Source organism: Streptomyces sp. JNUCC 64 (genome assembly GCF_054484115.1).
Map to the genome: position 1 here is coordinate 4,941,741 of NZ_CM137015.1, position 11,790 is coordinate 4,953,530.

11 protein-coding genes are annotated in these 11,790 nt (G+C 73.1%); 8 read left to right on the forward strand and 3 right to left on the reverse strand.

Annotation, left to right across the window (positions count from 1 at the left end):
- The first annotated feature begins 3 nt into the window (after positions 1–3).
- The 3 genes from ACVWNX_RS20560 to ACVWNX_RS20570 all read left to right on the forward strand — a co-directional run bounded on the left by ACVWNX_RS20560 (position 4) and on the right by ACVWNX_RS20570 (position 3,535).
- Positions 4–474, forward strand: a complete 471-nt coding sequence (locus tag ACVWNX_RS20560; RefSeq protein WP_454408898.1) for an imidazolonepropionase-like domain-containing protein — start codon at positions 4–6, stop codon at positions 472–474.
- 106 nt (positions 475–580) lie between these two features.
- Positions 581–1,276: a demethylmenaquinone methyltransferase gene (locus ACVWNX_RS20565; protein WP_454408899.1), complete on the forward strand. Its 696-nt coding sequence runs from the start codon at positions 581–583 to the stop codon at positions 1,274–1,276.
- 171 nt (positions 1,277–1,447) lie between these two features.
- The gene (locus ACVWNX_RS20570; protein WP_454408901.1) at positions 1,448–3,535 is read left to right on the forward strand and encodes a hypothetical protein; all 2,088 of its coding nucleotides are present in this window, start codon (positions 1,448–1,450) and stop codon (positions 3,533–3,535) included.
- A gap of 323 nt (positions 3,536–3,858) precedes the next feature.
- Here ACVWNX_RS20570 and ACVWNX_RS20575 read toward each other — a convergent pair whose 3' ends face one another.
- Complete coding sequence (locus ACVWNX_RS20575; protein ID WP_454408902.1) at positions 3,859–4,152, reverse strand: PASTA domain-containing protein; 294 nt, start codon at positions 4,150–4,152, stop codon at positions 3,859–3,861.
- Between the two features lie 286 nt (positions 4,153–4,438).
- A complete protein-coding gene (locus ACVWNX_RS20580) occupies positions 4,439–5,074 on the reverse strand; it encodes a GNAT family N-acetyltransferase (RefSeq protein ID WP_454408904.1) in 636 nt (211 codons plus the stop codon).
- Positions 5,075–5,174: 100 nt separating this feature from the next.
- Here ACVWNX_RS20580 and ACVWNX_RS20585 point away from each other — a divergent pair, with 100 nt between their 5' ends.
- Positions 5,175–6,458, forward strand: coding sequence for a geranylgeranyl reductase family protein (locus ACVWNX_RS20585; protein ID WP_454408906.1), 1,284 nt, complete (start codon positions 5,175–5,177; stop codon positions 6,456–6,458).
- 180 nt (positions 6,459–6,638) lie between these two features.
- Here ACVWNX_RS20585 and ACVWNX_RS20590 read toward each other — a convergent pair whose 3' ends face one another.
- Positions 6,639–7,577: a C40 family peptidase gene (locus ACVWNX_RS20590; RefSeq protein ID WP_454408908.1), complete on the reverse strand. Its 939-nt coding sequence runs from the start codon at positions 7,575–7,577 to the stop codon at positions 6,639–6,641.
- A 1,187-nt stretch (positions 7,578–8,764) separates the two neighbouring features.
- Between ACVWNX_RS20590 and ACVWNX_RS20595 the strand changes: the two genes are divergently transcribed.
- Genes ACVWNX_RS20595 through ACVWNX_RS20610 form a run of 4 tightly spaced genes read left to right on the forward strand, consistent with a single transcriptional unit; the run spans position 8,765 to position 11,773 of the window.
- Entirely contained in the window at positions 8,765–9,124 is a 360-nt protein-coding gene (locus ACVWNX_RS20595; protein ID WP_073792966.1) for an NADH-quinone oxidoreductase subunit A, read from the forward strand.
- Positions 9,125–9,159: 35 nt separating this feature from the next.
- Positions 9,160–9,714, forward strand: a complete 555-nt coding sequence (locus tag ACVWNX_RS20600) for a NuoB/complex I 20 kDa subunit family protein (RefSeq protein WP_385494988.1) — start codon at positions 9,160–9,162, stop codon at positions 9,712–9,714.
- Positions 9,711–10,451 (forward strand): NADH-quinone oxidoreductase subunit C, encoded by a 741-nt coding sequence (locus ACVWNX_RS20605; RefSeq protein ID WP_454408909.1) that lies wholly within the window; start codon positions 9,711–9,713, stop codon positions 10,449–10,451. The genes ACVWNX_RS20600 and ACVWNX_RS20605 overlap by 4 nt, the downstream gene beginning before the upstream one ends.
- Positions 10,451–11,773 (forward strand): NADH-quinone oxidoreductase subunit D, encoded by a 1,323-nt coding sequence (locus ACVWNX_RS20610; protein ID WP_454408910.1) that lies wholly within the window; start codon positions 10,451–10,453, stop codon positions 11,771–11,773. The genes ACVWNX_RS20605 and ACVWNX_RS20610 overlap by 1 nt, the downstream gene beginning before the upstream one ends.
- Positions 11,774–11,790 lie beyond the last annotated feature (17 nt).

The window sequence follows — 11,790 nt, forward strand, 5'->3', positions numbered from 1 at the left end:
CGCGTGCTGACCCTCCACACCGGCCGGGACCTGGTCCTCTCCTGGGACGGCGGCCCCGCGCTGCCCGGTGGCGCGGTCGCGGTGCGCGGCGACCGGATCGCCGCCGTCGGCCCGCTGGACGTCCTGCGGGAACGGTTCCCCGAGGCCAGGATCCGCTCCTGGCCCGGGACGCTCGGCCCGGGCCGGACGCACCGAGGGCCGCTGCCGTCCGCCCCCTCGCCCCGGGAACGGGTGCACGCGGTCCTCACGGCGGGCGGCACCGCCGTGACGGCCCCCCAGGTCACCGACCCCGCGCTGCGGGCCGCCGCCGAGCGCGCCGGGGTGACGGTGCGCGCCGCCGGTGAACCGACGCCCCCGCTCGGCGAGTCGGCGCGCGCGGACCTCACCGCGTTCACCGGCGGTCCGGACGGCCCGGACACCGGGGAGTGCCTGCTCACGGTGTGCGCGGGCCGGATCGTCCACCGCAGGCGGTAGCCGGACCACCCACCCGACCCGGGGGGCGGAGCCCGGGCGTCCGGCGGGGCGTGTCGAGGGGCCGCCCGGAGCGGGCCGGGTACGGAGCCCCTGCCACAATGGGCCCGTGACGCGCGCATCCCTGGACAAACAGCCGCACGAGGTCGCCTCGATGTTCGACGACGTCGCGGACCGCTACGACCTGACCAACGACGTCCTGTCCCTCGGGCAGGACCGCATCTGGCGGCGGGAGGTCGCCAAGGCGGTCGACGCCCGGCCCGCGCAGCGGGTCCTCGACCTGGCCGCCGGAACCGCCACCTCCTCGCTCCCGTTCGTCCGCGCGGGCGCGTACGTCGTGCCCTGCGACTTCTCGCTCGGCATGCTCCGGGTCGGCAAGCGGCGCCACCCCTGGCTGCCGCTCACCGGGGGCGACGCCACCCGACTGCCCTTCAAGGACGACACCTTCGACGCGGTGACGATCTCCTTCGGGCTGCGCAACGTCCACGGCACCGAGCGGGCCCTGCGCGAGATGCTGCGGGTCACCCGGCCCGGCGGACGCGTGGTGATCTGCGAGTTCTCCCACCCCACCTGGGCCCCGTTCCGGACCGTCTACACCGAGTACCTGATGCGGGCGCTGCCGCCGGTGGCCCGCGCGGTGTCCTCGAACCCCGAGGCGTACGTCTACCTCGCCGAGTCCATCCGCGACTGGCCGGACCAGCCGGAGCTGGCCGCGATGCTCCAGGACGCGGGCTGGTCGAAGGTCGCCTGGCGCAACCTGTCGGGCGGGATCGTCACCCTGCACCGGGGCTTCAAGGCCGTCTGACGCCCCGACGGACGCCCGGCCCGCCCCGTCGCACCGGAGCGGGCCGGGGACTTCTCCGCCCCGAAGACTGGATGACGGGAACCAATGGCATCGAAGATGTGTCCGTTGACTACGTGATCGCCCCCGTAGCGTGGTGCTCACAGCCCGGCCCCGGACGACGGAGCGTGCCCCATGGCGTCCTACTGCCCGTACTGCGGAACACCCGCGAGCGAAGAGGGGCGCTTCTGCATGCGCTGCGGGCGGGAACGGCCACCCCTGCCCGACGCCCCGCCGACGGCCACCGCCCCGGGCGCGCCCGGCTCTTCGGCCAGCCCTGACGCCCCGGGCACGCCTGACGCCCCGGGCGCCCCTGACGCCCCGGCGGCGCCCGACGCGCCGCCCGCGCCCCCGGCGCCCGCTTCCCCGCCGTCCGTCCCGAGGGGGCCGTCCGACGCCCTGCTCAAGTCCCCGGCGGCTCCGCCGACTCCGCCCACCGGGCCGCCCGCGCCCGTGACGCCTCCCGCGTCCCCCGGGCCCGCCGGGACGCCCGCCGCCCCGTCCGGGATACCCACCCCGCCCGCTCCACCCACGCCACCGAATCCTCCCGGCCCGCCCTCGCCGCCGGTCCCGCCCGCCCCGCCCGCCGGACAGGCCCTCGGCGCCCCCGAACTGGTCGCGTCCAGCGCGCCGCCTCCGCACCCCGCCGCCGCCCCGCCGTCCGTCGCCGGGGGCGCCGCCTTCCCGCCCGGTCACGTCCTGCCGCCCCCGCCGCCCTCCGGCGCCCCCTCGGCGTTCCTGCGCCGCACCACCCGGGGCGACTGGGGCGGAGCCGTCCAGACCGCGCTGCTGCCGCTGGTGCTGCTGCTGGTCGCCGCGTTCGCGCTCGCCGCGCCCACCTACGGCCAGAGCGCGACGGACGACGACACCGTGGGCTTCGGGGACCGCTTCGGCATCGCCCTCGCGGTCGTCCTCCAGTCGGTCGGCGGGGACGTCACGATCGAGCGGAACGACTCGGTCGACCACCGGGTCCGGCCGGACTCCCTCCTGGACGGGGGGATCGACTACGAAGGGGAGTACGTCCCGGCGGACGAAAGCCACGCCACCGGGGGCGGGATGTTCGGCGAGGTGAGCCCGGGCAAGGGCTCCTTCTCCCTGACCCCGCTCTCCGTGCTGCTGCTGTGGCTGCTCGCCCTCTACGCCGGACTGCGCGCGCTGCGCGGACGGCTGCTGCGCGCGCCCCGGGAACCCGCCCCGGACGGTCCCTGGTCGGGCGTCCCGGGTGCGTCCCCCTGGGCCCGGGGCGACACCGCCGGGCTGGAGGCCGCCGCCCGGGTCACCGCCCTGGTCACGGCCGGGACGCTGGTCCTCGCCCTGTTCGCCCGGCCCGCCCTCCACGACGTCGAGGCGTCCGGCTCGCTGCTGGCGGTGCCCGGCACGCTGCTGCTGACGGCGGTGGTGTCGGCGGCCGTCCTCAGCCGCGACGAACACGCCTCCTGGCTCGCCGCCCGGCCCGCGCTGGCCCGGCTGGCGACGGCGTTCGGCACGGCGCTGCGGGCGCTCGCCTTCACCCTCGCCCTGGCCGCGGCCGTCCTCGCGGTGGTGTACCTCCAGGCGGACGACTTCGACGAGAGCCCCTTCTTCGGGGACGAGCTCTCGGGCCACCTCGTCGCGCTGCTCATGCTGCTGAACTTCGCGGTCAGCGGGGCCGCCTTCGCCTGGGGCGCGTCCGCGCGGACCGAGACGGGCTCGGGCGTCCGGTACGAGCGGGACGGCTTCGGGCTCACCGAACTCGGTGACGCGGTCGGCGGCTGGGCCGTCGCGGGCTCGCTCGCGGCGGGCGCGCTGTGCGCGCTGTTCCTCGGCGTCCTCGCGGCCCGGCGGCACACCAGGGCCCCGGACCGGGTCCTGGCGGGCGCCCTGTTCCTCGGACTGTTCGTGACGCTCGTCGCGTTCGGCGGGCTGGGCCTCGAGTGGTCCGGCGGCATGGGCCTGTACGGAGGCGGCGGCCAGTCCAGCCACTTCGGGACCGAGGTCTCGGACGCCCTGTTCTTCGCGCTGCCGTGGGTCGCCGGGGGACTGGTCGTGGGAGCGCTGCTGGTCCGGCTGATCGCCGCGCCGACACCGACACCGACGCCGCCTCCGTCCGCCGCGCCGACGCCGCCTCCGTCCGCCGGGGGGACGGCCGGCCCGTCCGCTCCGGCCGCCGTTCCGCCGCCGGGCACGGAGGCTTCTTCGGAGTCCGGCAACTCGCCGGACGCGCCGCCCCCGTCCCGCTCGTAGCCGCACGGGGCGCCTGAGCCGCCCGGGGCGCCTGAGCTGTCCGGGGCCACCGGGACGCCCGCATGAGGCGTCCGGGCCCCGGGGGCAGGCGCGCGGGGCACCCCGGGCGCCCCGAGGCACGGAGGGCGGGCGAGCGGATGAGCGGGCGAAGGGCCGGACGAGGGAAGACGGCCGCCCAGGACCGGACAGCCGCCGACCGGACAGCGGGACAGTCGCCCGACCGGACAGGCAGCCGACCGGGACAGACGGGCAGCCGACCGGGGCAAACGGTCGGGGCAGCCGACCGGGCCCAGACGGCCGACCGGCCGACCGGACGGGCGCTCTCAGGCCCCGCAGGGAGCGCGTTCGAGGCCCTCGCCGTGCGGTGAGGGCACGGGACGGCGGGGCTCCCGCACCCCCGCGCCGCCCTCGCCCTCACCGGGGCCGAAGTCGAACCAGACGGTGACGGCGGAGCCCCGGGGCACTTCGGTCCCGGGCGCGGGGTACTGACGGACGACGTGGTCGACGACGACGGCGGGGAAGTCGGGCCGGTCGGGGGTGGCGAGGAGGACGCCGTACGCGTCGGCGGCGGCCCTCGCGTCCACGGCCATCAGACCGACGAACCGGGGCACCCTCACCTCGTGTGTCCTGGGCGTCCTCCGCACGAACTCACCCCCAGCGGTACCGCCAGGGTAGCTCCGCCGTCGCGGCCACCGGAACCTCGGCGACCGCGTGCACGCGGAGCGTGACGTCACCCGAGGGGGGCGCGTCAACGAGGACGCGCCCCCCTCACCACTCGTACGCCCTCCCTGACCACCGACAGCGACCGGCCACCGTCACCGGCCACCGTCACCGTCCGACGACCACCGCCACCGGCCGAAGACGACCGGCCACCGGCCACGGGTCACCGGGGAGGACGGACCGTCACAGCTCCATCCGATAGACGCGCACCCGCTGCCCGTCCGGCTTCTCGGCGTCCTCGGCCCGGGTCATCCCCAGCCGTTCGGTCACCGCCACGGAACGGGCGTTGAGCGGGTCCACCACCGCGACCACCCGGCGCACCCCGGCCGCGCGGACCGCGTCCAGCCCGATCAGCGCCGCCGCCGTGGCGTACCCCCGGCCCCAGTACGCGCGGCCCAGCCGCCAGCCGATCTCGATCTCCCCGACCGGCCCCCAGGCGCGCGGCCAGGGCTGCGCGCCGACGAACCCGAGCACCGTCCCGTCGGTTCCCCGGGTCCCGCGGGGGCCGTCGTGGTCGGCGCCGGGGGGCGCCAACCGGTCGGCGGCCGTCACCGTCCAGAGGCAGTAGCCGAGTTCCGCGTGGTGGCGCCGCTGACGGGCGGTGATCTCCTCGTACGCGGACCGCTCGGCCGCCCCGCCCAGGAACTCCATCACCTCGGCGTCGTCGAACACCCGGTGCCAGTGATGGGCGTCCTCGTGCGTCGGCACCCGCAACCCCACGGCGGGCGGCGGCGCGTGGACGGCGCCCGCCGAGGGCGCGGCGGACGTCGCGGCGCGCGGGGCGGAGTGCGGAACGGCGGGGCGTGCGGGGTGGCTCACAGGACGGCCCTTCGGCTGGCTGGTCGGTTCCGCCTCATAGACTGCACGTGTCCCGTGCCCGTCGGCACGCAGAATTCCGACTCCCTGGGGAGAACCCGACGTGACCGAGCCGCTCTCCGAACACCGCGCAGATGTGATCGTCGTCGGGGCCGGACCGGCCGGGTCGACGACCGCGTACTACCTGGCCAAGGCGGGTCTGGACGTCCTGCTGCTGGAGAAGACCGCGTTTCCCAGGGAGAAGGTCTGCGGCGACGGCCTCACCCCGCGCGCCACCAAGCAGCTGGTCGCGATGGGCATCGACGTCTCCGAGGAGGCGGGCTGGCTCCGCAACAAGGGGCTGCGGATCATCAGCGGCGGCATCCGGCTGGAGCTGGACTGGCCGGAACTCGCCTCCTTCCCGGACTACGGACTGGTCCGCAAGCGCGACGACTTCGACGAGCAGCTCGCCAACCAGGCGCAGAAGGCGGGCGCCCGGCTGTACGAGCGCTGCAACGTCGGCGCGCCGCTCACGGACCCGAGGACCGGACGGATCACGGGCGTCGAGGCGAAGCTCGGGGACGAGAAGCGGCCCGTCACCTTCCACGCCCCGATCGTGGTCGCCGCCGACGGCAACTCCACCCGGCTGTCCCTGGCGATGGGCCTGCACCGCCGCGACGACCGTCCGATGGGCGTCGCCGTCCGCACGTACTTCACCTCGCCCCGCCACGACGACGACTACCTGGAGTCCTGGCTGGAGCTGTGGGACCGGCGCGGCCCGGTGGACCGGCTGCTGCCCGGCTACGGCTGGGTGTTCGGGATGGGCGACGGCACCTCCAACGTGGGCCTGGGCGTCCTCAACACCTCCGCCTCCTTCAAGGAGCTGGACTGGCGCGAGGTGCTGAAGGCGTGGTGCGCCTCGATGCCCGAGGAGTGGGGCTACACCGAGGAGAACATGACGGGCCCGATCCGGGGCGCCGCGCTGCCGATGGCCTTCAACCGCCAGCCGCACTACACCCGGGGGCTGCTGCTCGTCGGGGACGCGGGCGGACTGGTGAACCCGTTCAACGGCGAGGGCATCGCGTACGCGATGGAGTCCGGGCAGATCGCGGCCGACGTCATCGTCCAGGCCCACTCCCGGACGACGGACGCTCAGCGTGAACTCGCCCTCCAGCGGTACCCGAGGGTCCTCAAGGACACGTACGGCGGCTACTACAACCTGGGCCGCGCCTTCGTGAAGCTCATCGGCAACCCGAAGATCATGAAGCTGGCGTCCCAGCGCGGCCTCACCCACCCGGTGCTGATGCGCTTCACCCTCAAGATGCTGGCCAACCTGACCGACCCCACGGGCGGCGACGCGATGGACCGCATCATCAACGGCCTCAGCAAGGTGGCCCCCCGCGCCTGACCCCGCACCCGGGAGGGGCCGCCACCCACGAGGCCGACGGCCCCCTCCCGCGCGCACGCGGCGGCCACTACCTCGCGGAGCCCTCCCCGCCCCGGCCCCGCCCACACGAAAGGGGCCCCACCCTTCCCGGGTGGGGCCCCCTTTCGCGTACGCGTGCGCGGAGGTCGCGAGCGGTGGTGCTCAGAGGACGCGGACCGCGCCGTCCGCCGGGTAGCCCGACAGGTCCTGGATGACGACGCCCTTCGCGGGGTTCGCCGCGTCCAGGTACTGGCCGTTGCCGATGTAGACACCGGTGTGCCAGGCGGAACCGGCGGCGCCCCAGTAGAGGATGTCGCCGACCTGGAGGTTGGAGAGGCTGACCTGGGTGCCGGCCGTCGACTGCTGCTGCGAGGTGCGCGGCAGGCTGATGTTCGCCTGCTTGAAGGCGGCCTGCACCAGACCCGAGCAGTCCCAGGAGTTGGGTCCCGTGCCGCCCATCACGTACGCGTCGCCCACCTGGGCGCGCAGGAACGAGATGACGGCGGAGAGGCTGCCGCTGGAGGGGGCCGGGGCGGCGGTCTGGCCGCCGCCGGACTCCGTGGAGCCGGAGGAGGAACCGGTCGACCCCGTGGACGCCCCGGAGCCGGAACCCGTGGAGGTCCCGGAGCCGTCGGAGTCCGCGGCGGCGGAGGCGGTCTTGAGCGTGGTGCGCTCGGCGGTGCGGGAGGCCCGCTCGGCGGCGGCCTCGCGCTCGGCGGCGGCGGCCCGCTCCTCGGCCTTCTTGGCGGCGGCCTTGCGGACGGCCTCCGCACGGTCCTGCTTCGCCTGCTTGGCGGCCTGCTCGACGGCGGCGTCCCGCTGGTCGCGCACCTGCTCCTGCTGCGCCTGGAACTCGTAGGACGCGGCGGTGAGCTGGGTGGCGCTCGCGGAGCGCACGACCTGTACGGACAGGTCGGAGGAGAGGATGGGGAGTCCGACGGTCTCGGCCACGGGCTCGGCGGCGGGCGCCGCCGCGGCCGACCCGGCGGTACCGGCCACCGCGAGGGTGCTGAGGACGCCACCGGCCACTCCGGCGCGCAGCTTCGTGGTGCTGCTGCTGCGGGGCTTCCGGTGGCTGGGTATGTGAGCGGTGTTGGCCATGGGACAACCGCTATCAGGGGGGCACCGTTACCTTCAAGAAACGTGGTCTGCGCCACAGTTGCCGCCCCACCCGTGCGAACCCCGGGAGTGTCGGCCTTTATTGACGCCGTAACGGACAATACGGGCGCTGGCGATCATGCCCTGATCACGCGGTTTCTTGTTTACGTCCGAATTGCCCGGCGCCTACCACCCGATGTGAAAGATGGCCAAGCCCGCTAAGCCTCACGGGTGATGAGGTGTGACGGAGGTCACGGAGGTGGCCGCCCGGTGGACGGCGTCCGTGCGCGCGCCCGCCATGGCCGGATCCCGTCGGTCCAGCGTCCAGCGTCCAGCGTCCAGTGGTCCAGTGGTCCGGTGCTCCGGGTGTCGGTGCCGTGCGCGCCGGGGGCTTCCGTCGCGGGCTTCCGCCGGGAGGCCTCACGGGGACCGCCCGCCGGGCCGCCCGCCGTGTCCGTCCGTCAGGGCCGCCCGCCGGAGCGCCCGCCGGAACCGCCCGCCGGGACGCGGGTCATGGGCGCGGGCCGTGGGGTGAGGACGCCGGACGGGGTCACCCGGTTCCGTCCGGGGCCTCCGTCGCCGATGTCCCGTATGGGGCGTTCCATGGCGTTCGGTCCGCGTTCCGTTCGTGAATCGGGGCACGTAGTCGCATGCGGCCGACGGGTGTTCACATCGCGTTCACAGTGCGGGCCCCGAAGCGGGCCGTTGTGAACGGGACTCCATTATCAAGCCGTTGCGTCCAGCACGAATTTGCCCGAACGGCGTTCCACTTGATAGTGCGAACCCCGTTTCACCTGCGCCGACGAGCCGACTTGTCACGTCTCGTAACCGTGCCGCCGCTTCGCGTACGAAGATCACCGCTCATCCGACTTGATGATCCTTCGCCGGGTGGTGGAGATCACAAAGCCGATCAAGTACCCCGTGTCGCAGATCACAGACCCACAGGCATAGGATGCACCGCAGTTGGGCTTGTGACCTGCTTCACATGAAAGCGATCTTGGTGGGCGCTCCGGGGGTGACGCGGAGGGTTCCCCGGGCTCGCGGAGGCTCACGAGGCGTACGGAGCGCGAGAGTTCCGTGGGTCCCGGTGGGCGGGTGGGGAGCGGGTGGCGGGTCCAGCGCCTCCCCGGTCCCGTGACCGCGGGGGGACCGCCGAAGCAGTCAATGCCGACTGAGAGGAGCGAGGAGCGGTGAACGCTTACGCGCCCATCCTCGTACTGGGAGCCCTCGGGGCAGGCTTTGCGATCTTCTCCGTGGTCATGGCCACGCTTATCGGTCCAAAGCGGTACAACCGGGCGAAGCTCGAAGCGTACGAATGCGGTATCGAACCGACGCCGACCCCCGCGGGGGGCGGACGGTTCCCGATCAAGTACTACCTGACGGCGATGCTCTTCATCATCTTCGATATCGAGATCGTCTTCCTCTACCCGTGGGCCGTCAGCTTCGACGCCCTGGGGCTTTTCGGGCTCGTGGAGATGCTGCTCTTCGTGCTCACCGTCTTCGTCGCGTACGCGTACGTATGGCGGCGCGGCGGCCTGGAATGGGACTGAAAACCGCGAGGGACAGAAGGGTCTAGGGGTCACCAATGGGACTCGAAGAGAAACTGCCGAGCGGTTTTCTGCTGACCACCGTCGAACAGGCCGCGGGCTGGGTGCGCAAGGCGTCCGTCTTCCCCGCCACCTTCGGCCTCGCGTGCTGCGCGATCGAGATGATGACGACGGGCGCGGGCCGCTACGACCTGGCGCGCTTCGGCATGGAGGTGTTCCGCGGCTCACCGCGCCAGGCCGACCTGATGATCGTGGCCGGACGCGTCAGCCAGAAGATGGCGCCCGTGCTGCGGCAGGTCTACGACCAGATGCCGAACCCCAAGTGGGTCATCTCGATGGGGGTCTGCGCCTCCTCGGGCGGCATGTTCAACAACTACGCGATCGTCCAGGGCGTCGACCACGTCGTCCCCGTCGACATCTATCTGCCCGGCTGTCCGCCGCGGCCCGAGATGCTGCTGGACGCGATCCTCAAGCTCCACGAGAAGATCCAGACCTCCAAGCTCGGCGTCAACGCCGAGGAGGCGGCCCGCGAGGCGGAGGAGGCGGCCCTCAAGGCGCTCCCCACCATCGAGATGAAGGGGCTGCTGCGATGAGCGGGGCCGAGGGCAACGGCGTGAACCCGGAACAGGAGCTGAACGCCCAGAACCTGCCGGGCCAGCGCGGCGACCACGGGGAGGAGGTCCGGGTCCAGCGCGGCATGTTCGGCGCGGGGGGCAGCGGCGACACCTCCGGCTTCGGCGGACTGGTCCGCTCGGTGCGGCTGCCCGGCGCGGCCACCCGCCCCTACGGCGGCTGGTTCGACGAGGTCGCCGACGAACTGGAGGGCGCCCTGGAGGAACAGGGCCTCGTCCCCGAGACCGCGATCGAGAAGACGGTCGTGGACCGCGACGAGCTGACCTTCCACGTCGACCGCGAGCACCTGGTGCGCGTCGCCCAGACCCTGCGCGACGACCCGGCGCTCCGCTTCGAACTGTGCACCGGCGTCAGCGGGGTGCACTACCCGGGCGAGCGGGGCCGCGAGCTGCACGCCGTCTACCACCTGCGGTCGATCACCCACAACCGGCTGATCCGGCTGGAGGTCTCCGCCCCCGACGCCGACCCGCACATCCCCTCGCTGGTCCGGGTCTACCCCACCAACGACTGGCACGAGCGCGAGACGTACGACTTCTTCGGCATCGTCTTCGACGGCCACCCCGCGCTCACCCGGATCATGATGCCGGACGACTGGCAGGGCTTCCCGCAGCGCAAGGACTACCCCCTGGGCGGCATCGCCGTCGAGTACAAGGGCGCCCAGATCCCGGCTCCCGACCAGCGGAGGTCGTACTCCTGATGACCACTTCATCTGCGTTCCCGAGGGAAACGACCGAAGGAGCCGTCTACACGGTCACCGGCGGCGACTGGGACGAGGTCGTCCAGTCCGCGGCCAAGGCCGACGACGAACGCATCATCGTCAACATGGGTCCCCAGCACCCCTCCACCCACGGAGTGCTCCGGCTGATCCTGGAGATCGACGGCGAGACCGTCACCGAGGCCCGCTGCGGCATCGGCTACCTCCACACCGGCATCGAGAAGAACCTCGAATACCGGACCTGGACCCAGGGCACCACCTTCGTGACCCGCATGGACTACCTGACGCCGTTCTTCAACGAGACGGCGTACTGCCTCGCGGTCGAGAAGCTGCTCGGCATCGAGGACGAGATCCCCGACCGGGCCAGCGTCATCCGGGTGCTCCTCATGGAGCTCAACCGGCTCTCCTCGCACCTGGTCTGCATCGCCACCGGCGGCATGGAACTCGGCGCGACCACGATCATGATCTACGGCTTCCGCGACCGCGAACTCATCCTCGACATCTACGAGCTGATCACCGGCCTGCGGATGAACCACGCGTACGTCCGGCCCGGCGGACTCGCCCAGGACCTGCCCCCCGGCACGGTCGACCACCTGCGCGAGTTCATCAAGAAGATGCGGAAGAACCTCCCCGAGTACGACAAGCTCGCCACCGGGAACCCCATCTTCAAGGCCCGGATGCAGGACGTCGGCCACCTCGACCTCACCGGCTGCATGGCCCTCGGCGCCACCGGCCCCGTGCTGCGCTCCGCCGGACTCCCGCACGACCTGCGCAAGTCCCAGCCGTACTGCGGCTACGAGACCTACGACTTCGAGGTCCCGACCACCGACACCTGCGACTCCTACGGACGGTTCCTGATCCGGCTGGAGGAGATGCGCCAGTCGCTGCGGATCGTCGAGCAGTGCGTGGACCGGCTGGAGCCCGGCCCGGTGATGGTCGCGGACAAGAAGATCGCCTGGCCCGCGCAGCTCGCCCAGGGACCGGACGGACTCGGCAACTCCCTCGACCACATCAAGAAGATCATGGGCACCTCCATGGAGGCCCTGATCCACCACTTCAAGCTGGTGACCGAGGGCTTCCGGGTCCCCGCCGGACAGGTGTACGCCGCCGTGGAGTCCCCCAAGGGCGAACTCGGCGCGCACGTCGTCTCCGACGGCGGCACCCGCCCCTTCCGGGTCCACTTCCGCGACCCGTCCTTCACCAACCTCCAGGCCATGGCGGCCATGTGCGAAGGCGGCCAGGTCGCCGACGTCATCGTCGCCGTCGCGTCCATCGACCCCGTGATGGGAGGCGTCGACCGGTGACCGCCACACCGCAAGAG